Below are 26,358 nucleotides of genomic sequence, written 5' to 3'. Positions count from 1 at the left end.
GTTGCATGTATCAGCCAGATCTCGCCCCCGTCGCCGACAGCCTTCCCCTCTCGGCTCTCGTCGCCGCCCTGCCGCTGCTCACGCTGTTCGTGCTGCTGGGCGGGGTGCGGCTGAAGGCCCACGTGGCCGGTCTCGCAGCCCTGGCCGTGGCTGTCGTCGTGGCCGTCGTCGGCTACGGAATGCCCGCTGACCTGGCCCTGCTGTCGGCGAGCGAAGGAGCGGCCTTCGGCCTGTTCCCGATCATGTGGATCGTCGTCGCCGCGATCTGGGTCTACCAGCTGACCGTCGTCAGCGGCAGATTCGAAGATCTCCGGCGTGCGTTCAACCTGATCAGCGACGACCCGCGGGTCCAAGCGGTGATCATCGCGTTCTGCTTCGGCGGTCTGCTGGAGGCACTGGCCGGATTCGGTGCGCCGGTCGCCATCACCGGCGTCATGCTCATGGCGCTCGGATTCTCCCCGATGCGCGCCGCGATCACCGTGCTGGTCGCCAACACCGCCCCTGTCGCCTTCGGCGCCATCGGCATCCCGATCATCACCGCGGGCAACCTCACCAAGATCCCGTACACGGACATCGGCGCCTACGTGGGGCGCCAGACCCCGCTGCTGGCCCTGTTCGTCCCCCTGCTGCTGGTCGTGCTCGTCGACGGCCGCCGCGGGATCCGTCAGACCTGGCCGGTCGCCCTGGTGTGCGGTGGAGTGTTCGCCCTCGCCCAGTTCATCAGCGCCAACTTCATCTCCGTGGAGCTCACCGACATCATCGCCTCGCTCGCCGCTCTGGCCGCGGTCGTGCTCTTCCTCCGCGTCTGGCAGCCGCGTGGCGGAGAACGGGCCAGGGCCGATCTGCACGCCGCGGCCGAGCACGGAGACGGCAAGACCTCCGCCTCCGGACCCGCCGGGGCCGACGGCAGCGCCGGGCCCGCCACCACGACGGGTACCCGGCCCGCCCCCGATGGGAGCACGACGGCGGACGAGCGCGGCGGCCACCGCATCTTCATGGCCTTCCTGCCCTACCTCATCGTGATCGCGGTCTTCTCCGTCGCGAAGCTGTGGACGCCGGTCAAGGAGTTCCTCGTCTCCACTGATGCCGAGATCCCCTGGCCGGGGCTCGACGGACAGGTGCTCACCGCCGCCGGGAAGGCCGTGACCACCAGCGTCTACATCTTCCCGTGGCTGTCCTCTCCGGGCACGCTGCTGGTGCTCTCCGGCGTGATCGTCGCCGCCGTCTACCGGGTCGGCCCGTCGTCGGCGGTACGGGAATTCGGCGGCACGGTGGCCAAACTCCGCTGGGCACTGCTCACCGTTGCCTCGGTGCTCGGACTCGCCTACGTGATGAACCTGTCCGGACAGACCATCACCATCGGCACCTGGATCGCCGGAACGGGCGCCGCCTTCGCGTTCCTCTCACCGATCCTCGGCTGGCTCGGCACCGCCGTCACCGGATCGGACACCTCCGCCAACGCCTTGTTCGCGACGCTCCAGCAGGCCGCCGCGAACAAGGCCGGACTCGATCCGACCCTGCTGGTCGCGGCCAACACCTCCGGCGGCGTCGTCGGCAAGATGATCAGCCCGCAGAACCTCACCATCGCCGCCACCGCGGTCGGCATGGTCGGCCGGGAGTCCGAGCTCTTCCGGGGCGCCATCAAGTGGAGCCTGCTGCTCCTGCTGGCCATGTGCGTACTGGTCTTCCTGCAGTCCGGCGTCCTCGCCGGGATGCTCCCGTAGGAGCCTCCGACGTGCCGTCACCGCTCAGAGGAGGAACCATGCGGACCGCACTGTTCATCACCTGCTTCAACGACACCTTGTATCCCGAGACGGGCCGGGCCGTGGCCACGCTGCTCGAACGGCTCGGCTGCACCGTGGACTTCCCCATGCAGCAGACCTGTTGCGGTCAGATGCACTTCAACACCGGATACCAGCGGGAGTGCGTGCCCCTCGTACGCCGGTTCGCCGAGGTCTTCGCCGACTACGACGCGGTGGTGACCCCGTCCGGCTCCTGCGCGGCCATGGTGCGTGACCACCACGGCACCGTGGCGTCGCAGGTGGCGAAGGACGCCCGGCTGACCGAGGCGGTCAGCGCCGCCCCCAAGGTCTACGAGCTGTCCGAATTCCTTGTCGACGTCCTGGGCGTGACCGATGTCGGTGCCTACTTCCCGCACCGGGTCACCTACCACCCGACCTGCCACTCGCTGCGCATGCTCGGTGTGGGTGACAGACCGCTCGCCCTGCTGCGCGCGGTACGCGGCATCGATCTGGTCGAACTCCCCTCGGCCACCGAATGCTGCGGCTTCGGCGGCACCTTCGCCCTGAAGAACGCCGACACCTCGGTGGCGATGTGCGCGGACAAGGTCCGGCATGTGCAGGACACCGGAGCGGAGGTGCTGTGCGCGGGAGACAACTCGTGCCTGATGCACATCGGCGGCGCACTGTCCCGGCTGCGTACCGGGGTTCGCACGCTGCACCTGGCCGAGATCCTCGCCGCGACCGAAGAGCGTCAGGCGGCGGACCCTCCGGGGCTGCCGTCGCAGCCGGCCCGCCGTACCGCGCAAGGAGTGAAGCCGCGATGAAGGACACCACGTACCTGGGCATGCCCGCGTTCCCGGACGCGGCCGCCCGGTCCCTGACCGACACACAGATGCGGCGCAACCTCAAGCACGCCACTCACACCATCCGTGAGAAGCGGGCGGACGCGGTCGGCGAGCTGGAGGACTGGGAAGAGCTGCGCGAGGCCGGCCGGGCGATCAAGGAACGTACGCTGCGCCATCTGGACGGCTATCTGCTCCAGTTGGAGGAGCGGGTGACCGCGGCCGGCGGCCAGGTGCACTGGGCCCGCGACGCCGAGGAGGCCAACCGGATCGTCATCGACCTGGTAAGGGACACCGGGGAGTCCGAGGTCGTCAAGGTCAAGTCGATGGCGACACAGGAGACAGGGCTCAACGAGGCGCTGGCCGAGGCGGGTGTCGCCGCGTACGAGACGGATCTCGCCGAGCTGATCGTCCAGCTCGGCGAGGACCGGCCCTCGCACATCCTGGTGCCGGCCATCCACCGCAACCGCGCGGAGATCAAGGAGATCTTCCTCCGGGAGATGGGACGGCACGGCGCGGAAGCACCCTCTGACCTCACCGACGACCCCCGCCGGCTGGCGGACGCGGCCCGCAAGCACCTCAGGGAGAAGTTCCTGTCGGCCAAGGTCGGGGTGTCGGGAGCCAACTTCCTGGTGGCCGAGACCGGAACCGCCGTCGTGGTGGAGTCCGAAGGCAACGGGCGCATGTGCCTCACCCTGCCCGAGACGCTCATCTCCGTCGTCGGCATCGAGAAGGTCGTGCCCACCTGGCAGGACCTGGAGGTCTTCCTCCAAGTGCTGCCCCGCTCCTCCACGGGAGAGCGGATGAACCCCTACACCTCCACCTGGACCGGAACCGCCGCGGGCGATGGACCGCGCACCTTCCACCTGGTGCTGATGGACGGCGGCCGCACCGACACACTCGCCGACCCGACCGGCCGTCAGGCGTTGAACTGCATCCGCTGCTCGGCGTGCCTGAACGTCTGCCCGGTGTACGAGCGGGCCGGCGGGCACGCCTACGGGTCCGTCTATCCGGGCCCGATCGGCGCCATCCTCAGCCCCCAACTGCGCGGTGTGGATTCGGCGGTCGACCGGTCGCTGCCCTACGCCTCGACGTTGTGCGGCGCCTGCTACGAGGTCTGCCCCGTCAAGATCAACATTCCGGAGGTGCTCGTCCACCTGCGGGCCCGCGTCGTGGACGAGTCCCGTGAGCGACGTATGCCGACACCCGAGCGGCTGGCGATGTCGGCCGCCCGCTGGGTGCTCTCCACGCCCTCGCGGCTCGCCGTGGTGCAGCGCGCTGGCGCCGCGGCCGCGCGATTGGTCTCCCGGCGCGGCCGCATCGGGCGGCTGCCCGGCCCGCTGTCGGCGTGGACCGACGCACGCGACGCACCCGCGCCGGCGCAGGAGAGCTTCCGCAGCTGGTGGAGGAGGACGCACTGATGAGCGCACGCGAAGAGATCCTGAAGCGCATCCGCCGCGGGCTGGTGGACATTCCGGCCGGCGAACTGCCCCAGGACGTACCGGTGGCCAGGGACTACGCGAAGGGCGGGGACCCGCCCGCCGGGTCCGCGGACGCCGTCGCGCTGCTCGCCGAACGGCTGGCCGACTACGGGGCCTCGGTCCGGGTGGTGAGCCCGCAGGACGCGGTGGCGGCGGTGGCCGACGCACTCTCCGTCAGAGGCGCTACGCGTCTGGTGGTGCCCCAGGGGTTTCCCCAGGAGTGGTACGAGGCGTCGGACGCCGTGGAAATCCTGCGGGACGAACCGCCGTTGCCCGTCGGGGAACTGGACGCCGCCGACGGCGTGATCACCACCGCCGCCACCGCCATCGCGGCCACCGGCACGCTCGTCCTCGACGGCGGTCCGGGACAGGGGCGCCGGGCCCTGACGCTGGTCCCGGACCTCCATCTGTGCCTGGTGCGGGCCGACCAGGTCGTCGCGTCCGTACCGGAGGCGCTGGCCCGGCTGGACCCGATCCGGCCGCTGACCTTCATCTCCGGCCCTTCGGCGACCAGCGACATCGAACTGGACCGGGTGGAGGGCGTCCATGGACCGCGCACGCTCGAGGTCGTCCTCATCCGGTGATCCGTACGGGATCACCGGATGATCCGTACCCGAGCGCCGGGTGATCCGTCCCGGAACCCCGCGGCCCGTGCGGCTCGTGCGGTCCGTGCGGTCCGCGCGGTCAGCCGACGGGTCCGGCCCCCGTGACGCTCTCGCCGCTGTGGAGCTCCAGGCCCATGTGCGCGGCGAGGCCGGTGGCGAGCGCCGCGACGGTCGGGTGCTGCCAGACGAAGTTGCCGGCGAGCCGTACGCCGAGACCCGATTCCAGCCGGGCCCGCAATTCCATGGAGAGCAGCGAGTCAAAACCGAGTGACTTCAGCGGAGTCTGCGGATCGAGGGTGGCGCTTCCGAGCCGGAGCACGGCGCGGATGTGGTCGGACAGATACGCCTCCAGGGCCGCGCGCCGGGCAAGGCCCGGTTCGATGGACCTGAGTTCGGACCGGATGTCCTGGTCGCCGCCCCGCTCCTCGTTCCCCGGCTCCTCCTGACTCTCGATGAGCCGGCCGAACAGGGACGAGTGCCGCCCGGCGGGGAGGATCCAGGTGCTCGGTGCGCCGGGGATGACCCCCGTCTGTACGCGCCGGTGCGTCAGGAGAGCGTCCAGTGCCGTCATTCCCGCATCGGTGGGGATGGTCCGGTAGCCGCGGGCGGCGAAATCGGTGGCCACCCCGGTCTCGCCCCACGGCCCCCAGTTGACGGCGAGCGTCGGCAGCCCGCGGGCGGCTCGCCAGGCGGCGAACGAGTCGAGCCAGGAGTTGGCGGCCGCGTACGCCCCCTGGCCGGGATTGCCCAGCAGGGAGGCCAAGGACGAGAACACCACGAACCAGTCGAGATTCCGCCCGGTGGTGGCATGGTGCAGCCGCCACGCGCCGGTGACCTTCGGGTGCCACACCCGCGTCAGCTGATCGTCGGAGATGTTGGTGACGGCGGCGTCGTCGAGAACCATCGCGCAGTGCACGATGCCGCCCAGGGTCAGGCCGTACGCGGTGGCGGTGGCCACGAGGCGTTCCGCGGTGCCCGGCTCGGCGATGTCGCCGAGCTCGACCGTCACCCGGGTACCGGCGGCGCGCAGTTCCCCGAGTTCCCGCTCGGTGGCCCCGGAGGGGGCGGAGCGGCCGTTGAGGACGATATGGCCGGCGCCCCGTACGGCCAGCCAGCGAGCGGTCGCGAGTCCGACACCGCGCAGCCCGCCGGTGACGATGTACCCGCGGTCCGCACGGACCGAGGGCGGCCCGTCGGGAAGCACCGCGGTGGTGTCGCCGTCCTCGGGGACGGTCAGCACGATCTTGCCGATATGGCCCGCACCGGCCATGAGCCGGAACGCGTCGGTGGCCCCGGACAGCGGGAACGTACGGAAGGGCAGGGGCTGCAGCCGGCCCTCGGCGAACTCGTCGAGCACCTCCCGCAGCAGTGCGGCGAACACCTCCGGATGAGCCTGCTGGACTCCGATGAGGTCGACGGTGCTCAAGGTGATGTTGTGCCGGAACGGCGACAGACCCAGATGTGTGTCGGAGAGGATGTCGCGCACGCCCAGCTCCACGAAGCGGCCGAACGGCCGCAGACTCCGCAGCCCGGCGCTGATCGCCTCGCCGGAGAGCGAGTTGAGGACGACGTCGACGCCTTCGCCCCCGGTGGCCTCCAGGGTCTGCTCGGTGAAGTCCAGCGAGCGGGAGTCCATCACGTGCCGGATCCCCATGCCGCGCAGGAACCCGCGCTTATCCTCGCTGCCGGCGGTGGCCAGCACCTCCGCGCCCAGGAGCCGGGCGACCGCGACCGCGGCGAGCCCGGTTCCGCCGGTTGCGGAGTGGATCAGTACGCGTTCCCCCTCGGCGAGCCGGGCGACGTGGCGCAGGGCATACCAGGCGGTGAGGAACGCGACCGGGAGCCCCGCCGCGGCGACAGGACCGATCCCGTCGGGGACGGGCGCGACCGTGGCGGCGGGCACGGTGAGGAACGGACCGAAGGCGCCACCCCGCAGATCGACGGCGACGACCGGGTCGCCGGTACGGACGTGCTCGACTTCCGGTCCGACCGCGGTGACCACCCCCGCGCACTCGAAGCCGATCCGGTACCTGACGTCCTGGTCCCCGGGCAGCAGGCCCATGGCGGTGAGCACGTCACGGAAGTTCACGCCCGCTGCACGGACGCGCAGTTCGACCTCGCCGGGCCCCGGCTCGCGCCGTCCGGTCGCCGCGAGTTCCAGCGCGCCGAGGTCACCGGCACGGCCCACCCGCAGCCGGAACCCGTCCGTGCTGTAGCGCACGGTACGGGCAGCGGCCCGGGTGCGTTCGGCGTCCGACAGCGGGGCGTACTCCAGCCGGGCGACCTGCCGGGACCGCCCCCGCAGGGCGATCTCGTCCTCGGGGCCCGCGCCGAGGAGCTCCTCGGCGACGCCGCGCAGCGCATCGCCCGCCCGGTCGGCGTCCACGAGCGTGGCGCGCATCTCCGGGTGTTCGAACGCGAGGACACGCACCAGCCCGCGCAAGGCGCTCTGCCCGAGGTTCACCGTCTCACCGGGTTCGACGCCCCGGGCGCTGCGCGTGACCGCGTACAGGCGCGGGGGATCGCTGTGGCCGGTGGCGATCGCCTGGGCGGTGCCGAGCAGCCGCCGGGTACGGCGCAGAGCCTCCTCGGCCGGTTCCCCACCGGTCCTGGGCGGGGCACAGAGCAGCACCACGCCCCGCAGCGGCGTGCCCCGGCCCTCCGGCCGCCGGGCGAAGGAGCCCGTCAGCTCGGCGATCGGTGCGCTCACCGGGATGTCCAGGACCTCCGCCGTCGCCCCGGAGTTGCGCAGGTGGCCGGCCAGCACCTCGGCGGAGCCGTCCGCCTCCCCGATGACGACCCAGCTGCCGGGCGCGACCGGTGCCGCGCCCTCCTGGCGGGGGGTGGAATGCCAACCGGTCTCGAGGAACCAACGGTCGACGTCCGCGGAGGATTGTCCGCCGCGGCGGACGAACCGGAGGCCGACGATGCCCATCACGGGCCTGCCCTCCTCGTCCAGCAGCCGGACGTGGCCGACGATGCTGTCCTCCGTCGCCTCCGAGATCCGGGCATGGCAGTACGCGGCGGTCGCGGGATCGCCGAAGATCCGTACCGCCTTCACCTCGACGGGCAGCACCAGTCCGTGGCCGGGCTCGGAGATGAGCTCCGCCACGACGAGTTGAGCGCAGACGTCGACGAGCACCGGATGGATCCGCAGGGAGTGCCGGGCTGCCTGTGCGGCCTCCGGGAGACGGATACGGGCCCAGAAGCTGTCTCCGTGCCGGGAGGCGTGAAGGTCCGTCAGACCTGCGAAAGCCGGCCCGTGCTCGAGGCCACGGTTGCGCAGACTCGCGTACAGGGAGGCCGGATCGAGCGCGACGGGATGCCTCAGGGCCAGCGTGGCGTCGGAGACCGACGGCGGATGCGCGGGCGGTGTCGCGAGCCGGCGCAGCGTGGCCGTGGCCCGCCCCGCCCAGCCGCCGTCGTCGTTCCTCGCGAGGATCTCGCACTCGGCACGGTCCGGGGCGAGTACGACCACGGTCGTACTGACCTCGGTCCGCTCCTCCAGCCGCAGCAGCTCCCGGAACGTGATGCCGGTGACCTCCACCTCGTGCGGAGCGGCGTCGAACACCTCGCAGGCCGCCGTCAGCGCGAGGGCGTAGTAGGCGGCGCCCGGAAGCACCGGCTCTCCGTGGACGCGGTGGTCGGCCAGCCATGGCTGCGCCGCGGTCCCGGCCTCTCCCCGCCAGCAGTGGCGGACCGGCACACCGGGGATTTCGGTGTGGACACCGGGCAGGGTGGCCCGCCGGTCGGCGGCCGTCCCCTCGGGGATCGCGGGGGCCGTTCCGGTGTCCACCCAGTGGCGTTTCCGGTCGAAGAGGATGGGGGGCACGTCGGCGAGGCCCGCGTCCGCGTAGAGCGTCGACCAGTCGACGTCCACGCCCGCGCAGTGCAGAGCGGCGAGTTGGGTACGGAAGATGGCCGGCTCGTCCTCCTCGCGCCGCAGCGTGGGCAGGACGACCGGATCACCGACCGGACCGGTGAGGCTCTCCGAGACGGCGTGGGTGACGACCGGGTGCGGGGAGACCTCGACGTACACGGTGTGCCGGTCGGCCGCCGCGGCGCCCACGGCGGCCGAGAAGCGGACCGGACGGCGCAGGTTCGCGCACCAGTAGGCCGGGTCGAACTCCGGGACCCGGCGCGGGTCGTCGAGGACCGTGGAGTAGAACGGGATGACCGGCTGCCGCGGGGCCAGACCGGTCAGAGCGGCGGCGAGGTCGTCCAGCAGCGGGTCCACCTGGGGGGAGTGCGAGGCGACGTCCACGGCGATCGGCCGCACCTGGACGCCCTGCGAGTCCCATCCGGCGACCAGCCGCTCCACCTCGTCACTCTCCCCGGCGATGACCGACTGGCCGGGCCCGGCCACCACGGCGACCGAGACCGACCCGGCGACGCCGGCTGCGGCGATTTCCGCCTCCACCGAGGCACGGTCCAGGCCCACGTTCGCCATGGCGCCGGCTCCGGCGATCCGGTTCAGCAGCGCGGACCGCCGGCAGATGACGCGGACACCGTCGGCGGGGGAGAGGGCCCCGGCCACGACCGCGGCCGCGACCTCGCCCATGGAGTGGCCGATGACCGCGCCCGGTTCGACGCCGTGCGCCCGCCAGGCCGCGGCCAGCGCGAACTGCATGGCGAACAGGACGGGTTGGACCCGTGCGCAGCCGGTCACCGGTTCGCCTTCGCGGATCATCTCGAGTACGGAGAACCCGGCCTCGGCGGCGATCAGCGAGTCGACCTCGGCCAGGGCGGCGGCGAAGGCGGCGTCGTGTTCCAGGAGACCGCGGCCCATGCCCGCCCACTGCGAACCATGGCCGGAGAACACCCACACGGGCTTCCGCGAGATCGCGGCGCCCACCGCCCCCGACACCACGCCCGGGTGCGCCCGGCCGGCCGCGAACGACCGCAGTGCGCCGACCAGATCGCCGCGGGAGGCAGCTGTCACGCCCAGCCGTCCACGTCCCGCGGACCGCCGCAGGGCGAGCGTATGGGCGACGTCGCGGAGCGGAGCCGTCGCGCCGTCGCCCTCGAGCCAGTCGGCGAACCGCAGCGCCGCGTCCGGCAGCACGTCCGGGGATCCGGCGGGGACGAGGAAGACCTCGGGCACGGGATGCTCCGGTCGCCGCTGGGCCGGCAGGCGGCGGGCCGTGGGGGCGGGGGCCTGCTCCAGCACCACATGGGCGTTGGTCCCGGAGAACCCGAAGGAGGAGACCGCCGCCAGCCGTGACGCTGCCCGGGCGGGCCACTCGGTGAGTTCGGTGGGGACGAAGAACCGGGTGTCCTCGGCCCGGATGGCCGGGTTCCAGCCGGTGAAGTGCAGGTTGGGCGGGATGAGCCCGTGCCGCAGGCACAGCACGGATTTGATCAGCCCGGTGATTCCGGCGGCCGGCTCCAGGTGCCCCAGGTTCGTCTTCACCGACCCCAGGGCGCACCGGTCGTCCCCCGCGCCGTACACCTGCGCAAGGCTGGAGAACTCGATCGGGTCGCCGACCGGCGTGCCCGTGCCGTGCGCCTCGATCATTCCCATCTCGCGCGGGTCGACCCCGGCCCGCGCGAGGGCCTCCCCGAAGAGCGCCCGCTGGGCGTCCTCGGAAGGTGCGGCCAGGCCGTCGGAGCGGCCGTCCTGGTTCACCGCCGAACCCCGTACGACCGCCAGGATGCGGTCGGAGTCCCGTACGGCGTCCGCCAGGCGCTTGAGAACGACGACTCCGCACCCCTCACCGCGGACGAAGCCGTCGGCGGCGGCGTCGAACGTGCGGCAGCGACCCGTCGGGGAGAGCATCCCCATCCTGACGAAGGACCGCGTCGTCCGGGAGCGGAGCATGAGCGTGACACCACCGGCCAGGGCGGTGTCGCACTCCCCGGCGCGCAGGGCCTGGCACGCCAGGTGGAGCGCGACCAGGGACGACGAGCACGCCGTGTCCAGCGCGACGCAGGGACCGTGCAGCCCCAGCAGATAGGAGATCCGGCCGGAGGCGACGCAGTGACCGTTCGTCAGGATCGAGCCCTCCAGCTCCTGGGGCCGGCCGGCAAGGTGCTCCATGTAGTCGTTGTAGCTGAGACCCACGAATACGCCCGTCGCGGTGCCGTTCAGCCGGTCCGGCGGCAGCCCGGCGTTCTCCAGTGCCTCCCAGGCCACCTCCAGCAGCAGCCGGTGCTGCGGGTCCAGCACGTCCGCCTCGCGGCCGGAGACCCCGAAGAAGTCCGCGTCGAATCCGGACACGTCCCGCAGGTAGCCGCCCCACAGCGGTATCGCGCTCCCGGTTTCCGCGGACCCGGACTCCGTGGACCCGGAGTCCGGGGGCCCGGAGTTGTCCGGCGTCCACAGCTCCGTGCGCTCGGCCGGGGGCTCGCTCACCGCGTCGCGCCCGTCGACCAGCAGGCGCCAGAGCGCGTCGGGCGTATCGACATCTCCGGGAAGCCGGCACCCCATGCCGACGACGGCGATCTGCTCGTTCTCTTGCCTCGATGTGTCTTCCTGCCGGCTCACGGGGTCCTCCTTCTCGGTCGATCGGTGGTGGGCGAAGGGCGTTGCGGGGGGAGGCGTTCGGTGGCGGTGCCAGCCGCTACACGGTGTCGCTGCTTCCCAGCAGGATGGCGCTCTTCACCCCTCCGACCTGGTAGTTGAAGCTCAATGCGCAGTCGAAGTCGAGGGGGCGGGTGGAGACGCCGGGTACCGGATCGAAGGTGAGATTTCCGGCCGGCTGTTCGCAGTTCGCGGTGGGACACACCTCGCCGCGCTCCATCATCAGCAGGGTCAGCGCGACGCCGAGAGCGCCGGCGGGGGCCCCGTTGTGACCGAAGCAGCCCTCCTGAGAGGTCATCAGCAGGTCGGCCGAGGCCGGTCCGTACAGCTCCCTGATGGCGTTCGCCTCGAAGGTGGTCACCACGACGTTCCCGTCGCTGCCGCCGTGCACGTACGGCACCTGGCCGATGTTCCACCGGTCCCCGAGACACCTGCGGACGGCGGCCACCAGCTGCGATCCGCTGTCGTCGCTCGCCAGCGGGTTGGCGAGCCCGTCGCGGGTGGTGGCCTGGGCGAGGACCTGGCCGTATTCGTACGCACCGCGGCGGTGCGCGTGCTCCCGGCTCTCCAGGATCACCGTCGCCGAGCCCTCGCCGTGGTTCACACAGTCAGCGTTCCTGTCGTACGGCCGCATGAGGCGCTCGAAGGACGGCAGCAGCTCCGGCATGTCGTCGGACCGGATCGCCTCGTACGTGCGCTGCGCGCCGCTCAGCAGACGCTGGATGTTCCTGATCAGGGTGACGCTGAAGACATCGACGCCGGTCACCACCGCGATGTCGACGTCGCCCGCGGCGATCATGCGGCGGGCGTTGCCGATCTGCACGGCGGACGACGCGCAGCCGCACGACACCGTGAAGCAGGGCCCGGTGGAGCGGGTCAGCGCCCCCTGTACGAGCGCCACGTCGGAGGGAGTCACGGCCTGTTCGGCCGCCACGAACAACTCCATCGCGTCTTCCGGCGTGGTCGTTCCGGGGTCGGCCCGCAGCACCGCGAGGTAGCTGTCGATGTTGGCGTCGACACCGCCGCGCCCGGCGAGGATGGCCGCGTGGGACAGGTCCCCGGCACGGAAGTCCAGTTGGGCGTCCGCACACGCCTCGACCAGCGAGACCAGCCCGAAGCGATGGGCGTCGGTGAAGTGCCGGGAGAAGAACCCCGGTACGTCCGGGAGACGCTCGTCGAACATCGCGGGGGACAGGCCCACGGAGCCGTAGTAGACGCCGTCGTGCGCGAGACAGGTGCGCCCCCGTGACGCGACGTTCCACGCGTCCACAGCGGTGAAGACCGGAGCGCTCTCACCGGGCAGACAGAAACCCATACCGGTCACCACGACGTCCCGCGCGTTCCTGCCGGAGCCGGCCGCACCGGCCGCCGGCGCGCTCACGACGCACATCCATATGAGAGCAGAATCGTCATCGTGATCCCTCCGGAAAGGTAGTCGCCGCACACCCGCCTCTACGGCAGTGGCATTTCGTCCGTCACACGTCGCCCATCGCATGTCGTCCAATCACACGCTGAACCGATGAATCGACCGCCGGCAGGTGGTACCCGCGAACGGCACCTATTCGGCGATGAAGGTGCGGTAGCACCAGCGGTATACGGGCATCAACTCATCGCCGATCCGGGCGTATTCTCGGGCGAATTCGAAATGCTCGTACCCGTTGCCGCGCGGAATCTTCACCTGCTCATCGGTTCCCCCGGACGGTATTTCCCAGATCTCGGGAATATCGCTCGGGCCGCCCCTGAGGAGCGCAAGCACCGGCTGGAGCATGGCACTCACCTCCCAGCGCATCGGGAAGGGGGGAATGCATGCAGTGCGATCGAACTGCCACTACATGAGCTAAGGTATACCCCGCTGGAATCGCCAGGGAGGGCGTGAGCGGGGATGAATCGGAGTGAATTGAAGCACAGCTGACGCATGGGCCGGGGGCGGCGGCATTCTGCTTTCTGATGCTCCGCCAGCGGACCGGCGCACAACCCCGAAATCCGCGGATGGGCCAGGAATTCCCCAGGGCTTTTCTGATAATCATACATTTTATTCCGCAATGATTTCCATAACGGTTTTCCGCGCGTGGAAAGGAAGGCGGGCGGAAAAAGAAATCGCGGTTCTGATCCGTCCTCGAACCGGAAACGGTCCGTCCGTCAGGACGCCGCCGTCCGGTGCCGTGCGGAGGTGCGGAATCTCGCCGCGAGGACCGCGACGTCGTCCTCCGCGGCATCGCCCTCCAGGCGCCGCAGCAGCTCGTCGAGCAGCTCCTCGAGGTCGCCGGTGACCGGCAGCCGGAGGTCCGCGAGCCGGGCCAGTGATACGTCGATGTCCTCGCCGCGCCGCTCCACCAGCCCGTCGGTGTAGAGGAGCAGCACCTGGTCGGTCGTGAACTCACGGGTGACCAGCTGGTATCCGCCGAAGCCGGTTCCGAGCGGCGGCCCGGGCGGGACCTCGATGAGTTCGGGGACGCCGTCGGCCGCGAGGACGGCGGGCGGCAGGTGCCCGGCGCTGGAGTACGAGCAGATGCCGCGGGACGGGTCGGCCAGGGCGAGCAGGCATGTGGCCGGGCGGCCCGATGCGCCCTCGGCGATCGTTGAGTCGAGCCTGCGCAGAATGCGGTGCGGCGGCAGGTCCGTGGCGGACACATAGCGGAGCATCGAGCGGTAGTTGCTCATGTCGACGGCTGCCTCGACGCCGTGGCCCATCACGTCCCCCATGGCCAGCAGGGTCCTTCCGTACGGCAGCCTGACCGTCTCGTACCAGTCGCCGCCGACCAGCGCGCTGCTGCCGGAGGGGATGTAGCGGGAGGCCAGCTCGAGGTTGGGGTGCGGGCTGCCCGGCTCGGCCAGCAGAGCCCGCTGCAGTTCCAGGGCGATGTCCTGCGAGCGGGTGTAGCGGCGGGCGTTGTCGATGCTGAGGGCGGCGCGGCCGGCCAGGTCCTGGGTGATCAGCACGTCCTCCTCGGTGAACGTCGGGGAGGACCCGGACCGCGCCAGGGTGGCGGTGCCGATGGCGTGGCCGCGGGCCAGCAGTGGCACGACGAGCATGGAGTGGACACCCACATCCCGGTACGCCGCCAAGCGGCCTTCGTCCGGCTCCGAACGGTTCAGCTCGTCGTCGGAGAGCAGATTCTCCGCGATGGGCAGGCCTGTCTCCAGACAGCGCAGGACGGCCGACCCCGTCCGGTACTCGACGAGTTCGCCCGCCATCCCGAACCGCCGCACCCCGATACGCAGCGCCGGTACGGCGGCCACTGCGGTCCGGCGCAACCGCAGCACCCTGGCAGCCTTCAGCCGCCTGCCTTCCGCCGAGTCGGCGGGGAGGACCTCGACGGTCGCCACGTCTGCCAGCAGGGGGACGAGGAAATCCGCCAGCTCGGTGCAGGTGCTGTCCATGTCAAGGCCGGTGCCGATCCGGGTGGCGGCCTCGTCGAGCAGGGCGAGGCGCGTACGGGCCCGCTCCAGGTCCCGCTGCTGCTGCCGGGAGGCGGTGACCTCCAGCACGATGCCGGCGACACCGACCACCTGGCCGCCGATCTCCAGCCGGTGGTACGCGCCGTGCCACCAGTGGCGCTCGTCCCGGGTGCCGGTCCGGGTACGGCCCGTGGTGGTCGCTTCGCGGGACCGACCGTCCTTCAGGACCTGGCGCAGTACGTCCGTGCGACTCTCGATGCCCGGCAGTACCTCCGTGATCTTCCGGCCGAGGAGTTCGTTGGGCGTGACGGCGACCATCCGGGCGAAGGCGGGGTTGACGTACAGATAGCGCAGTCGCGGGTCGATGATGGCGATGCCGGCCGAGGTGCCGCTCAGCACGCTGCGCAGCAGCTGGTCAGTGCCGCCCGCGGAGAGGGCCGCGGCCGCTGCTGCGAAGAGGGCGTCGACTCCCTCCCGGCGGGAAGCCTCGGGGGACACCCGCGCACCTCCTCCTCGCGCGTACCGAAACGTCTTGCACTCAATCGTCGGTCCGTGGAAGAGGAATCGCATCCGCGTCCTTCGCGCGGTGACGGCATGATGTGGGGCCCGCCGGATTTCACCGGCGGGCCCCTGAGGGTTCGAGAAATCAGCAGTGCACCTTGAGGACATGGCCATGGGGCCATGCGCCGGTGAACTTGTAGCGGTGGTTCGTGCCGGCCTCGTTGATGTAGAGGTACTGGGAAGCGCTTCCCGTGAAATTTACGGTGACCGTGACCCCGGTCGCTTCCGCGGGGAAGTGCGCTTTCCAGCTGGTGTCGAACGTTTTGGCGTTGTGGCAATAGTTCTTTTTCTCTATTCCATCGGGACCTGTCCAGGTGTAGCAGGTGTCGATGAAATACCCTGCGCCGTTCTCGAACCCGATGTAGTTGTCCGAGCCGGCAGCGGCGGGGGGAGCTGTCAGCACTGCGCCGGCCAGGGAGAGGCCCAGAGCGGCAGCACCGTATGCCACCTTATGCCTTGTGTTTCGCACGCTGGAGTTCACCTTCTCGTTTCGGTTGTTCCGGAACGGACTAGCAGTCCTTCTGGGCGATTCGGGGGCCCCAGGTGTAGCCACTCAGTTCGTAGCAGTGGCTCTGCTTCAGGTCGGTGATCTGCGGCGACACATTACCGCCGCCGATTTGACCGGCGACGGTCACCTCGACTCTGACGCCTTCGGCGTCCGCGGGGATTTCCACACGCCAGTCCGTGTTGATGGGCTTGGCGTAATCGCAGGAATCCGCGGTTTCCGAGGACTTCCACTTGTAGCAGGTGTCGACGAGGAACCATCCGTTGTTCGTGAAACCGATGTACTGGCCCGAGCCGCCGGCAGCGGCGGCTGCGGACGGCGCCGTCAGGGTCGCGCCGGCCACGGCGAGGCCGAGGGCGGCGGCGCCGCATGCCACCGATGTCGTCGTCTTCCGCATGAGGTGACCTTTCCTGGATGCTTCGCGGGAGGGGCTGCCGGGTCAGCGACCGTTCATCAGGGTGCGCAGTACAACGAGACGCACGCCGACACCAAGAGCGGTGACATAAGGATCACCATCAAAAAGGGAGAGAAGGGGATGCTGAAGATGGGCCATGACATGGAACGCGGCGTCTCCGACGTGACGATCCAGGGCGGCAGGTTCGGCGGCGCGAAAATCACCGGGCTGCGACACGGAAATTCCCCTCAAGGGGGGATTGCGGGTGGGCACCGACGTCGTGAAGTGCGGCGCCCCGACCTTCAGCACATCCTTGACCAGGGTGACATCGGCATTGATGCCGATGTTCCATCCCCAGGTGAAGGTGTGACTTCCGCCGATCGTCTGGTTGATTTCTCCCTCACCGGCGCCGCAGGCCTCAATAAGACCGGTGCCCGTGCCGGCGTTTTCCACGTCGTACCACTTCGTCACCTGGCTGGGAGTGCCTACGGCTGTGGCGGCGCATGAAACGCCGCTGCTTTTGCACTGTTCCAGCGCGCCGGCGACCTCGGATGCCGAATCGACCCGGTATCCGTTGTCGTACACGACGGAGGGGCTTCCTTCGTTCACCCAGTTGTCAATATGGCCATTGACTTCGGGAAGGGATGCTGCCGACGCCGTCGGTATTGCGAAGACGAGCGCTGTGAGCGCCGTGGTGACCGCACCGGCGGCGAGAACTGTTCGGGACGTAGTTACACTGTTCTTTCCTCACTGTGTTGATGACGCGAGAACCCGCTCGAAGTGCTTTCGGAGGACGCTGCTGCCCGGTGGCCGGGGTCAGCAGCCCGTTTCGAGAAGCGTCGGATTGAGGAGGGTTCCGCGCACCTCGTAAGTGGTTCCTGTTCGTGTCGGTCACCGAGGCACTGGCTTTCGCGGAATAGGCCGGCCAGAGGCTGAGGTCGATGATGGCGCCGGTCGCATCGGCAGGGAAATGGGCCTTCCAGGAGTCGCCTGCCGACCGAGCGTTGTTGCAGTAGTTCTTGTTCTCGGCTTCGCGTCAGTTGTAGTAGGTGTTGGCGACGAAGGCGGCCTTGTGCGTGATCTGGATGTAGTTTTCTGATCCTGCGTGGGCGGCAGGTGAGGAAACCGCGGTGGAGAGGCATGCGGCGCTCAGCGCGAGCACGCCGAATACGGCCCTGTGGCTGTTTTTCACGGTTGCACTCTTTCTCTGTCCGACTTCTCTGTCCGACGTCGGGAGAATTCAGCGTCGTTGGGCATGAGTAAGTCACTCCAGGACTCCGATATCAACCATTTCCGGCTAAGTCCTCGGTGCCCGGACAAAGTCTCTGTGGGGAACCACGAGAAACGGGGGAGGTAACCACGGTTTCGGTGCGCGGTACCCCGGACTCCCCGGCTGCGGGCCGTTGCCGGTCCCCCCTGCAGACGCGCCGGAGCACCCACCTCGGGGTGACGGGCTCTCACGGAGTCCGTACGCCATCGGCTCTGCAGGCCTGCCCGCCTACCGCTCTACCGGCTTGGCGGATGACTGCGTTGACATTAAGTGCGGTTGAGGTTGCAGGCTCAATGGGGCGAGTTGCCCACGACCTTTGGGAGGACGCTATGCGCGCCGTCGTATTGCACACCTTCGGCCCCGCCGAGAACCTTCGGTACGAAACCGTCACCGACCCCATGCCCGGCCCGGCTCAGGTGCGCATCGCCGTCAGGGCGGCGGGCGTGCACCTGGTCGAGACGATGATGCGGTCGGGCCTGGTCAGCGAGACCTTGCCGCCGCTGCCCGAGCTTCCATCGATCTTCGGCGGCGAGGTGGCGGGAGCCGTGGACTCGGTGGGTGCCGGGGTGGACCCGGCCTGGATCGGGCGGGATGTCGTGACCTCCGCCGGCGCGCCCGGCGGCTACGCGGAACTGGCGGTCGCCGACCTGGAGTCCGTGCACCGGGTTCCCGACGGACTGGGGCACGAGGCGGCCGTCGCCATGGTCGTCACGGGAACCACGACCCTGCAACTTCTGGACGTCGCCAAGCTCACCTCGGACGACGTTGTTCTGGTGACCTCCGCAGCCGGCGGGATCGGCCGCTTGGTGGTGCAGTACGCGCGCGGCCTCGGCGCGAAGGTGATCGGCGCGGCAGGCGGCCCCGCCAAGGTGGCGGCCGTGAGCGGGCTCGGCGCGGACCTCGCCGTCGACTACAACGAGCCCTCCTGGGAGAAGGGCGTCGCCGAGAAGCTGGGCGGCCGCGCCGTCACGGTTGTACTCGACGGGGTCGGCGGTGACCAGGCGAGGGCGGCGTTCGAGCTGATCGCCGACGGCGGCCGGTACGTCACGATCGGCAACGCCTCCCAGCAGGACTTCGAACCGGACCCCGAGACGCTGACAGAGCGCGACCTGACGGTGATCGACGCCCTGGCGCTTCTGCTCGACCGGCGGGAGGAAGGGCCGGAGTTCGAGGCCCGGGCGCTGGCGGCGGGCGGCGAAGGCAGGCTTGTGCCCGCCGTACAGACGTTCCCGCTGTCGGAGGCAGCGGCCGCCCACGCCGCCCTCGAAACCAGGGCGACGACGGGCAAGGTTGTCCTCATCCCGTAGATGCGAGCTTCACTGAGATCGTCGCGACGAAGCCGGGCCCCAACTTGCGGTAGATACCCGTGAGATGGGGGACCTCCAGGGGAGCCGGGAGCCCCCGGGTCGCCCCGTTCCGGGCCCTGCCGCGTCGACCATCGCGGCAGCCAGATGGGAGCGATCGGGAATCAGCACGGGAGTTCGTCCAGGGGCAGCTCGGCGGGCGGCCGGCCGATGGACCGGTGACAACTGGCCTTGCTGTGGGGCCTGCTACCGCCCGAGACGCCGCGGGGCTGTTGTGTACGGCGCACCGACGACCGCGGTCCCGACACATCGACTGTGCCGGGACCGCGGTCGTCTGTGCGTGGAGGTGCGGGGCGAGCCCGCCGTCGGCTCAGGCAGTGGAGGCGGGCAGCTCTTCGCCGAGATCGGTGCGCATCGAGGCCGCGATGACCCGTAGCGCGTTGGCCAGGTCTCGGCCCGTCGGAGCACGCTCGGGGTCGACCAGCAACTGCGCCATCACGCCCATCGACAGCGCCTGGTAGAACGAGCCGACCGACCGCATCAGCTCCCCATCGGAGACCTTGTCGGCCAGATCTCCGAACATCCCGGCGTCTTTGAAGATCGACACGATGCCTTCGCGGCCCTGCTCGATACCGTCGGCGAGCGCCTCGCGTACCACCGGCGCATGGTCGACCTGGGCGAAAGCCTCGAAGCTGGCCACCCAGACCTGCCGGTGCGTGGCGAACTGGTCCACGAGACGGGTCCAGACACGCTCGAACCGCTCCAGCGGCCGGGCGTCCGGGTCGTTGTCGGCCACGGCCTGGGTGAGCTCGTCGCCCGACTCGCTGATGGCCTCCATCAGGGCCTTGTTCAGCAAGGCTTCTTTGGAGCCGTAGTGGTAGCCGATGGACGCGAGGTTGGCCCCCGAAGCCGCAACGATGTCCCGCGCCGTCGTGCGGGCGTACCCCTTTTCGATCAGGCAGCGCTTGGCGCCGACCAGTAGATCTTCGCGGTGTCCCATTGCTCGATTCTACCTCACCGTTCATACGCTCGTCTTACACGCTGTGCTTGTACGCGCGTCTACATCCCGCCTATGATGGACCAGGGTTGCGATACCGCCGCAGCGGGGCCGCGGCGGTTCGTCGGGCGATAGGGGACCTACCCTCTTGGGGGGCGCGCCGACGCCCCGGGGGAGTGGCCGACGTGGGGGTTTTCCTGGCTTCGGATGCCGCGCGCTCGTCACGGCCAGGTTGTCGCCCGGCTGTGTCACGGGTCCACGGGTAAATCCCCGGGGGAGTAACTCCTCACAGTACTCATGGCCTTGACCGGATCATCTCCCCAACTTGAGGACGGATAGATTCACACTCATGACGAATCTCCGCTCCCGCGTCGCTGCACGGCTCGGGCAGAAGTATCTTGCAAGGGTCCAGAAGAAGGGGTTCGCCCCCTCCAAAATGTCGTTCTTGCCAGACTCTGTGCTGATGCCCCTGCGGCGTGAAGGCCTGGACCCGGTGGAGGACCTGGCCAGAAAGCGCAAAAGGGCGCCGATCGCCAAGGTCCCCCTGCCGTTCGGTATGGATGCCTGGGTGGTCACCGGCTATGACGAGGTCAAGAAGGTGCTCGGCTCGGCCGACGGGTTCAGCAACGACTTCCTCCACTTGGCGGGAAAGGCCGGAGTCGTGGAGGACCAGAACCCCGGCGGCCTCGGTTTCAGCGACCCCCCGGTGCACACGCGCCTGCGGCGCCTTCTGGCGCCGGAGTTCACCATGCGCCGGCTGCGCAGGCTCACGCCGAGGATCCAGGCAATAGTCGACGAGCACCTCGACACCATGGCGAAGTCCCCCGACCCCGTCGATCTGGTCAAGTCCTTCGCGCTGCCGATTCCCTTTCTGACCATATGCGAATTGCTCGGAGTATCCGGCGACGAACGTCGCGAATTTCAGCAGCTCAGCACGGCGCGCTTCGACCTTTCCGGCGGAGCGGACGCCTCGTTGGGGGCTATTACGGAATCCCTTTCCTATCTTCAGGATGTTGTCAAGAAGCAGCGCGATTCGCCCGGTGAGGGCCTCCTGGGCATGATTATCAAGGAGCATGGCGACGAGATCGGCGACCGTGAACTCGCCGGTCTGGCCGACGGGGTGCTGACCGGCGGGCTCGACACCACCACGAGCATGCTCTCGCTGGGCTCCATGCTGTTGCTGCAGAACCCCGGCGCCTTCGCATCGATCCGTGACACCGACGCCGCCGTCGACCCGTTCGTCGAGGAAGCCCTGCGCTACCTGACGGTTGTTCAGCTGGCGTTTCCGAGGTTCGCCCGTGAGGACATCGAAATCTCCGGGGCCCGGATCTCGAAGGGCGACATAGTCCTGTGCTCACTGAGCGGGGCCAATCGCGACGAGGCTTCCGGATTCGACATGGAGCAGTTCGATCCGACGCGAAACGCCCCGTCTCATCTGGCCTTCGGATACGGAATTCACCGCTGCGTGGGCGCCGAGTTGGCACGTATGGAGCTGCGGGCCGCCTACCCGGCTCTGGTACGACGCTTCCCCGGGATGAGCCTTGCCGTCGACCCCGAGGAGCTGTCGTTCCGGAAGTTGTCCATCGTCTACGGCGTCGAGTCCCTGCCCGTCAACCTGAGTGGTCCGAGCTGACCTGACACCCGCCACCCTGACACGTTCGACGGGGCCGCCCGGCCGCCCCGCGACGCCTCATGCGTGAACGTGCCGAGATGCGAGGGCCACCCCTCCGCCGGCGGGCGGCCTCGCGGAGCGGATCCGCGAGGGGTGGCCACTCGGCGGCTCCGAGCCGGATGCACACGTGCTGCAGACCGTCGGACGTCCGCGGACTGCGCCCGAAGATGCACCTGTTCGGCGTGGCCACCCAGGTCGGCCGGTCCGCTGACTGATCGAGTGAAGAGCAACCTCCTTATACAGCCGAGCTGTCCGCGCCGTGTCGAGCGGTGTGAGGGGTGATGAGTTCCGCCAAATGGGCAGGAACCGCGAGAAGTCAAGCACCGTGCAACTCACGAATCCTTAACGAAACAGCTACTTCTGTGCCGTGGTTCTGTCACAGTGACTCATGATGCTGGAGTTACTGACCGGTTGGACCAAAAGGACGGTGAGGTCATATGGCACGGCGCAGGGCAATACCGGATGGACTCGCGGCGCTGAGCGCCGTCCTGTTCGCCGTCTTGATGCTGTGTCAGGTAGCGGTGTATCCCGCCGAAGCCACCGACTCGCGCCCCGGCGGTACGTCGAACGAGGCCGACGCCCTGTCCCCCGACCCACCGTGGGACGAGCCGCTTCCTCTCGACGGTCCTCTTCCGTACGGCAGCGGCAGCCGGTCGCCCTACCCGACCGTCCACGCGCCCGCGGACATCGGCTATCCGTTCACGTCCCCGGCCGGTGACGGCGGCTCCGCCGCCTCCCACATCCGCCCGCTGCCCGTGGCCCACGGCCCTCCGCACGGACTCCGCAGGCAGAACCCGGCAGCTCTGACCGCAGTGCTCCAGGTGTTCCGGTTCTGATCGGACCAGTCGGCTCCGCACGGCTTCCCCACCTTGCAACCGTGATCCGGCACGACCACACCGCGCGCCCCGCCGGGGCACGCCGGAGGAAACACCACATGCACATGCTGACGAAGAACGCCCGAGCATTCCGCGAACGCGCCGCCGCACACGCGGACGAGTTCAGCCTCCTGGCGAACGGGCAGTCCCCACAAGCCCTGTTCATCACTTGCTCCGACTCCCGGGTGATCCCCTCGCTGATCACCGGAGCCCGCCCCGGCGAGCTCTTCGAACTCCGCACGGCGGGCAACATCATTCCCGCCCACCACCCCGACCGGCCCTCGAGCGAGGCCGCCACGATCGAGTACGCCGTGGAGGTGCTCGGCGTCGCCGACATCGTGATCTGCGGCCACTCCCACTGCGGAGCGGTCGGAGCCATCGTGCGCCGTGAAGACCTCACGGCCGTCCCGTCCGTCCGCGACTGGCTGCAGAGCGCGGCATCTCCGCCCGCCGGCGCCGCCCCCTCGACTCCCGATATCGCGGAGGCGGTCCAGGACCACGTACTGAGCCAACTCGACCGGCTGCGCGGCTATCCAAGCGTCACCCGGGGGCTGGCCGACGGGCGGTTAACGCTGCACGGCTGGTTCTACGAGATACATACCGGCTCCGTGCTCGCCCACCGGGCGCACGCCGACGCCTTCCTTCCGCTGTGAGCGCCGACACCCGCGTGCGCGGGCAGCGCGGACGCCACCGCCGGAGCCCGGCCCCGAGCAGCGGCGTGGAGCGCCCCTCCGCCTCCACCCTGCGGGCGGACTTCGCCGCATCCGTCGTCGTCTTTCTCGTGGCCCTGCCCCTGTGCGTCGGCGTGGCCGTCGCCTCCGGAGTCCCGGCCGAACTCGGCCTGGTGACCGGCATCGTGGGCGGTATCGTCACCGGCATGCTCCCCGGGAGCAGCCTCCAGGTCAGCGGCCCCGCCGCGGGGCTCACCGTCCTCATCCTGGAAGCGGTCACGGAGTTCGGGCTGGGAGCCCTGGGCGTCTTCGTGCTGGCCGCGGGCGTACTCCAGTTGGTCATGGGCGCGCTGCGACTGGGCCGTTTTTTCCGCGCCATCTCCATCGCCGTGGTCGAAGGGATGCTCGCCGGTATCGGCCTGGTGCTGATCGGCGGTCAGCTGTACGCCATGGCCGACGCGAAGGCGCCCGGCTCGGGGCCCGCCAACCTCGCGGGCCTGCCCGGACTGTTCCTCGACGTGGCAGGCTCCCCCCGTGCGCTGACCGCCTTCGCACTCGGCGTGGGCACGGTCCTGATCATGGCCTTCTGGAAGCACATGCCCCCGAAGGTCCGGCTGGTCCCGGCGCCCCTCGCCGCGGTGGCGCTGACCACCGCCGTGGTGGCACTGGCGCGGCTGCCCGTCAACACGGTGGAGGTCAAGGGGCTGCTGGGCGCGATCGGGCCACCGGGCGCCTCCGACTTCAGCAGGATGGCGGAGGTCGGGGCGATCGGCACGGTCGTCGCCATCACCCTCATCGCCTCCGCGGAGAGCCTGTTCAGCGCCGCCGCGGTGGACCGATTGCACAGCGGTCCCGCCACCGATTACGACAAGGAGCTGATGGCGCAGGGCGCGGGCAACGCCCTGTGCGGCGTTCTCGGCGCCCTGCCCATGACGGCGGTGATCGTACGCAGTGCGGCCAATGTCCAGGCGGGCGCGCGTACGAAGGCCTCGCGTGTGATGCACGGCGTATGGCTGCTGCTCTTCGCGGCACTGCTGCCCGCCGCACTCGGCCTGATCCCGCTGGCCTCGCTGGCCGGCATCCTCGTCTTCTCCGGCTTCAAGCTCATCCCGCTGAAGGAGATCGGGCCGCTGTGGCGGGAACACCGGGGCGAGGCGCTGGTCCTGGCGGTCACCGCCGTCGCCATCGTCGTGACCAACATGTTCGAAGGGGTGATCCTCGGACTGCTGCTCGCCGTCGCCAAGGCCGCCTGGGAGACCTCCCACATCCAGGTGCGGGTCGACGAGGGGCCCGACAAGGCCGCTCCGGTCAGGGTGGTGCTGTCGGGCAACGCGACCTTCCTGCGCCTGCCCAGGATGCTCGACACCCTCGAGGCGCTGCCGAAGGACCGGATCATCGAGCTCGACATACTCGACCTCCGGCATCTGGACCACGCGTGCAGTACGGCGCTGACCAACTGGGCGGCCCGGCACAATGGCGGGGAGGGGGCGCCCCGTGTGCTGATGCCGACGGTCTGACCGGTTTCTCCCGGTGACCGCCGGAGTGACAGGCGGCCCCCTCTCTCCCTCAGGGGAGGAGGGGGCCGCTTTCTCTTGCCCCTGGCCCGGGGGCCGGGCTAACCTCCCTTAGCACATACCGACCAGTCGGTGTGCACTACGCCACAGCTGAGGAGTCGCTCACATGAGCCGCACCAACCACCAGTACCGCCTGGCGGCCCGCCCCGTGGGGCTGCCGCGGACCACCGACTGGGACCAGGTCGAGGAGCCGGTCGGCGAGCCGGCCGACGGACAGCTGCTGGTGCAGGTGATCTACCTCTCGCTCGACCCCGCGATGCGCGGCTGGATGAACGCCGGCAAGTCGTACATCCCTCCGGTGGAGATCGGCGAGGTGATGCGCGCGGGCGCGGTGGGCCGGGTCGTCGCCTCCCGGCACGACGGCTTCGCCGTGGGGGACTACGTATCGGGTGGTTTCGGCGTACAGGAGTACTGCCTGTCGGACGGCCGCGGCGTCACCAAGGCCGATCCGGCGCTGGCCCCCCTCTCCGTGTATCTGGGGACCCTCGGCATGCCGGGGATGACGGCCTACTTCGGCCTCATCGACATCGGGCGCCCGGAGCCCGGGCAGACCGTCGTGGTGTCCGGTGCGGCCGGTGCGGTCGGCAGCCTGGTGGGCCAGATCGCCAAGATCATCGGCTGCCGCGTCGTCGGCATCGCCGGTGGCGAGAGCAAGTGCCGGATGCTCGTGGACGAGCTCGGATTCGACGCGGCCATCGACTACAAGTCCCAGGACGTGAAGAAGGAGCTGCGGGAGCACGCGCCCGACGGCGTGGACGTGTACTTCGACAATGTCGGCGGCGATATCCTCGACACCGTGCTGACCCGGCTGGCGCGGGGAGCCCGCGTGGTCATCTGCGGCGCGATATCCCAGTACAACAATGTGGAGCCGGTGAAGGGCCCGGCCAACTACATGTCGCTGCTCGTCAACCGCGCCTCGATGACCGGGATGGTGGTCTTCGACTACGCGGACCGGTACGCGGAGGGCGTTGCCCAGCTGGCCGAGTGGCTCGCAGCGGGCCGGCTCCAGGCGGTGCAGGACGTCGTCGAGGGAGGCGTGCAGGACTTCCCCGAAACGCTGTTGCGGCTGTTCCGCGGGGAGAACACCGGCAAGCTCGTCCTCAAGATCGCGGATGAGGCCTGATGGGCGGCAAACGGGCGGGCGGTATTGACCTGCGGGACGCGGGAGTCGTGGTCACCGGCGCGGGTTCGGGCATCGGCGCGGCGCTGGCCCGCCGGTTCGCCGCCGAGGGAGCCCGGCTCGTCGTCAACGACCTGGACGGCGCCGCGGCGGCCCGCGTGGCCGACGAGGTCGGCGGGCTCGCCGTCGCCGGTGACGCCAGTACCGAGGACGGCGTGGCCGCTCTGGTGGCGGCTGCGCGTACCCACCTCGGCGAGATCGACCTGTTCTGCGCCAACGCCGGCATCGAGCCCGGTGGCGGGGTCGACACCGCGGAGGAGGTGTGGGAGCGCGTCTGGCAGGTGAACGTGATGTCGCATGTCAGGTCGGCCCGTGCACTGTTGGGGCCGTGGCTCGAGCGGGGCCGTGGCCACCTTCTGGCCACGGTGTCCGCCGCCGGGCTCCTCACCCACCTCGACTCCGCGTCGTACTCGGTGACCAAGCACGGCTCGCTCGCCTTCGCCGAGTGGCTCGCGGCCACCCACGGCGACAAGGGCATCACTGTCCAGGTGCTGTGCCCGCAGGGCGTGAGGACCGAGATGTACGAGCGCAGCGACGCGTCGGCGAAGGCCGTGCTCGGGGGCGCCGTCCTCGAACCGGAGGAGGTGGCAGCCAGCGTCATGGAAGGGCTCGCGGACGGGCGGTTCCTGATCCTCCCGCACCCCGAAGTGCGGGACCACTACGCCCTCCGTGCCACCGACACCGAACGCTGGCTCGGCGGGATGCGCAAACTGCGGCGGCGTATCGAGGAACTCTCCAGGACCTCCTGAGACCTGTTGCCGGG

At 69.8% G+C, this 26,358-nt stretch carries 20 protein-coding genes; 11 read left to right on the top strand and 9 right to left on the bottom strand.

Annotation, left to right across the window (positions count from 1 at the left end; all coding sequences use genetic code 11):
* Positions 1-5: 5 nt before the first annotated feature.
* From ABZW18_RS19520 to ABZW18_RS19505, 4 genes are read left to right on the top strand one after another with little or no spacing between them, the layout of a single operon-like run.
* Positions 6-1,724, top strand: a complete 1,719-nt coding sequence (locus ABZW18_RS19520; protein ID WP_356188943.1) for an L-lactate permease — start codon at positions 6-8, stop codon at positions 1,722-1,724.
* Positions 1,725-1,762: 38 nt separating this feature from the next.
* A complete protein-coding gene (locus tag ABZW18_RS19515) occupies positions 1,763-2,566 on the top strand; it encodes a (Fe-S)-binding protein (protein ID WP_356188941.1) in 804 nt (267 codons plus the stop codon).
* The gene (locus tag ABZW18_RS19510) at positions 2,563-4,005 is read left to right on the top strand and encodes a LutB/LldF family L-lactate oxidation iron-sulfur protein (protein ID WP_356188939.1); all 1,443 of its coding nucleotides are present in this window, start codon (positions 2,563-2,565) and stop codon (positions 4,003-4,005) included. Before ABZW18_RS19515 ends, ABZW18_RS19510 begins: the two co-directional genes overlap by 4 nt.
* The gene (locus ABZW18_RS19505; protein ID WP_356188937.1) at positions 4,005-4,649 is read left to right on the top strand and encodes an LUD domain-containing protein; all 645 of its coding nucleotides are present in this window, start codon (positions 4,005-4,007) and stop codon (positions 4,647-4,649) included. The genes ABZW18_RS19510 and ABZW18_RS19505 overlap by 1 nt, the downstream gene beginning before the upstream one ends.
* Positions 4,650-4,749: 100 nt before the next feature.
* Here ABZW18_RS19505 and ABZW18_RS19500 read toward each other — a convergent pair whose 3' ends face one another.
* The 8 genes from ABZW18_RS19500 to ABZW18_RS19465 all read right to left on the bottom strand — a co-directional run bounded on the left by ABZW18_RS19500 (position 4,750) and on the right by ABZW18_RS19465 (position 17,244).
* Positions 4,750-11,157: a type I polyketide synthase gene (locus ABZW18_RS19500; RefSeq protein WP_356188935.1), complete on the bottom strand. Its 6,408-nt coding sequence runs from the start codon at positions 11,155-11,157 to the stop codon at positions 4,750-4,752.
* A gap of 76 nt (positions 11,158-11,233) precedes the next feature.
* A complete protein-coding gene (locus tag ABZW18_RS19495; protein WP_356188933.1) occupies positions 11,234-12,574 on the bottom strand; it encodes a beta-ketoacyl synthase N-terminal-like domain-containing protein in 1,341 nt (446 codons plus the stop codon).
* Between the two features lie 177 nt (positions 12,575-12,751).
* Positions 12,752-12,961 carry a DUF5988 family protein gene (locus tag ABZW18_RS19490; RefSeq protein WP_356188931.1) on the bottom strand — a complete coding sequence of 70 codons (210 nt, stop codon included), beginning with the start codon at positions 12,959-12,961 and terminating at the stop codon, positions 12,752-12,754.
* A gap of 371 nt (positions 12,962-13,332) precedes the next feature.
* Complete coding sequence (locus tag ABZW18_RS19485; protein ID WP_356188929.1) at positions 13,333-15,090, bottom strand: SpoIIE family protein phosphatase; 1,758 nt, start codon at positions 15,088-15,090, stop codon at positions 13,333-13,335.
* Between the two features lie 148 nt (positions 15,091-15,238).
* On the bottom strand, positions 15,239-15,601 hold the full coding sequence (locus ABZW18_RS19480) for a hypothetical protein (protein WP_356188927.1): 363 nt from the start codon (positions 15,599-15,601) through the stop codon (positions 15,239-15,241).
* Positions 15,602-15,662: 61 nt separating this feature from the next.
* Entirely contained in the window at positions 15,663-16,055 is a 393-nt protein-coding gene (locus ABZW18_RS19475) for a hypothetical protein (protein ID WP_356188925.1), read from the bottom strand.
* Between the two features lie 42 nt (positions 16,056-16,097).
* Positions 16,098-16,637, bottom strand: coding sequence for a hypothetical protein (locus ABZW18_RS19470; RefSeq protein ID WP_356188923.1), 540 nt, complete (start codon positions 16,635-16,637; stop codon positions 16,098-16,100).
* A 451-nt stretch (positions 16,638-17,088) separates the two neighbouring features.
* Complete coding sequence (locus ABZW18_RS19465; RefSeq protein ID WP_356188921.1) at positions 17,089-17,244, bottom strand: hypothetical protein; 156 nt, start codon at positions 17,242-17,244, stop codon at positions 17,089-17,091.
* Between the two features lie 407 nt (positions 17,245-17,651).
* Between ABZW18_RS19465 and ABZW18_RS19460 the strand changes: the two genes are divergently transcribed.
* Positions 17,652-18,629: a zinc-binding dehydrogenase gene (locus ABZW18_RS19460; RefSeq protein WP_356188919.1), complete on the top strand. Its 978-nt coding sequence runs from the start codon at positions 17,652-17,654 to the stop codon at positions 18,627-18,629.
* 367 nt (positions 18,630-18,996) lie between these two features.
* Here ABZW18_RS19460 and ABZW18_RS19455 read toward each other — a convergent pair whose 3' ends face one another.
* The gene (locus ABZW18_RS19455; RefSeq protein WP_356188917.1) at positions 18,997-19,626 is read right to left on the bottom strand and encodes a TetR/AcrR family transcriptional regulator; all 630 of its coding nucleotides are present in this window, start codon (positions 19,624-19,626) and stop codon (positions 18,997-18,999) included.
* Between the two features lie 346 nt (positions 19,627-19,972).
* Between ABZW18_RS19455 and ABZW18_RS19450 the strand changes: the two genes are divergently transcribed.
* From ABZW18_RS19450 to ABZW18_RS19425, 6 genes are all read left to right on the top strand, one after another.
* Entirely contained in the window at positions 19,973-21,256 is a 1,284-nt protein-coding gene (locus ABZW18_RS19450; protein WP_356188915.1) for a cytochrome P450, read from the top strand.
* A gap of 476 nt (positions 21,257-21,732) precedes the next feature.
* Positions 21,733-22,131, top strand: a complete 399-nt coding sequence (locus ABZW18_RS19445) for a hypothetical protein (RefSeq protein WP_356188913.1) — start codon at positions 21,733-21,735, stop codon at positions 22,129-22,131.
* A gap of 98 nt (positions 22,132-22,229) precedes the next feature.
* Positions 22,230-22,823, top strand: a complete 594-nt coding sequence (locus ABZW18_RS19440; protein WP_356188911.1) for a carbonic anhydrase — start codon at positions 22,230-22,232, stop codon at positions 22,821-22,823.
* Positions 22,824-22,888: 65 nt separating this feature from the next.
* Positions 22,889-24,358: a SulP family inorganic anion transporter gene (locus ABZW18_RS19435; RefSeq protein ID WP_356188979.1), complete on the top strand. Its 1,470-nt coding sequence runs from the start codon at positions 22,889-22,891 to the stop codon at positions 24,356-24,358.
* Positions 24,359-24,521: 163 nt separating this feature from the next.
* A complete protein-coding gene (locus ABZW18_RS19430; protein WP_356188909.1) occupies positions 24,522-25,538 on the top strand; it encodes an NADP-dependent oxidoreductase in 1,017 nt (338 codons plus the stop codon).
* On the top strand, positions 25,538-26,344 hold the full coding sequence (locus ABZW18_RS19425) for an SDR family oxidoreductase (RefSeq protein WP_356188907.1): 807 nt from the start codon (positions 25,538-25,540) through the stop codon (positions 26,342-26,344). Before ABZW18_RS19430 ends, ABZW18_RS19425 begins: the two co-directional genes overlap by 1 nt.
* Positions 26,345-26,358 lie beyond the last annotated feature (14 nt).

It is taken from the genome of Streptomyces sp. NPDC004647 (genome assembly GCF_040609575.1).
Classification (GTDB): domain Bacteria; phylum Actinomycetota; class Actinomycetes; order Streptomycetales; family Streptomycetaceae; genus Streptomyces.
This window is presented reverse-complemented; position numbering and strand designations above follow the sequence as displayed.

Excerpts from the sequence above, each read along its gene's own strand:
- ABZW18_RS19425 (WP_356188907.1), top strand. The coding sequence starts at position 25,538 with ATGGGCGGCAAACGGGCGGGCGGTATTGACCTGCGGGACGCGGGAGTC.
- ABZW18_RS19430 (WP_356188909.1), top strand. The coding sequence starts at position 24,522 with ATGAGCCGCACCAACCACCAGTACCGCCTGGCGGCCCGCCCCGTGGGG.
- ABZW18_RS19515 (WP_356188941.1), top strand. The coding sequence starts at position 1,763 with ATGCGGACCGCACTGTTCATCACCTGCTTCAACGACACCTTGTATCCC.
- ABZW18_RS19440 (WP_356188911.1), top strand. The coding sequence starts at position 22,230 with ATGCACATGCTGACGAAGAACGCCCGAGCATTCCGCGAACGCGCCGCC.
- ABZW18_RS19520 (WP_356188943.1), top strand. The coding sequence starts at position 6 with ATGTATCAGCCAGATCTCGCCCCCGTCGCCGACAGCCTTCCCCTCTCG.
- ABZW18_RS19460 (WP_356188919.1), top strand. The coding sequence starts at position 17,652 with ATGCGCGCCGTCGTATTGCACACCTTCGGCCCCGCCGAGAACCTTCGG.
- ABZW18_RS19475 (WP_356188925.1), bottom strand. The coding sequence starts at position 16,055 with ATGCGGAAGACGACGACATCGGTGGCATGCGGCGCCGCCGCCCTCGGC.
- ABZW18_RS19490 (WP_356188931.1), bottom strand. The coding sequence starts at position 12,961 with ATGCTCCAGCCGGTGCTTGCGCTCCTCAGGGGCGGCCCGAGCGATATT.
- ABZW18_RS19505 (WP_356188937.1), top strand. The coding sequence starts at position 4,005 with ATGAGCGCACGCGAAGAGATCCTGAAGCGCATCCGCCGCGGGCTGGTG.
- ABZW18_RS19455 (WP_356188917.1), bottom strand. The coding sequence starts at position 19,626 with ATGGGACACCGCGAAGATCTACTGGTCGGCGCCAAGCGCTGCCTGATC.
- ABZW18_RS19445 (WP_356188913.1), top strand. The coding sequence starts at position 21,733 with ATGGCACGGCGCAGGGCAATACCGGATGGACTCGCGGCGCTGAGCGCC.
- ABZW18_RS19510 (WP_356188939.1), top strand. The coding sequence starts at position 2,563 with ATGAAGGACACCACGTACCTGGGCATGCCCGCGTTCCCGGACGCGGCC.
- ABZW18_RS19450 (WP_356188915.1), top strand. The coding sequence starts at position 19,973 with ATGACGAATCTCCGCTCCCGCGTCGCTGCACGGCTCGGGCAGAAGTAT.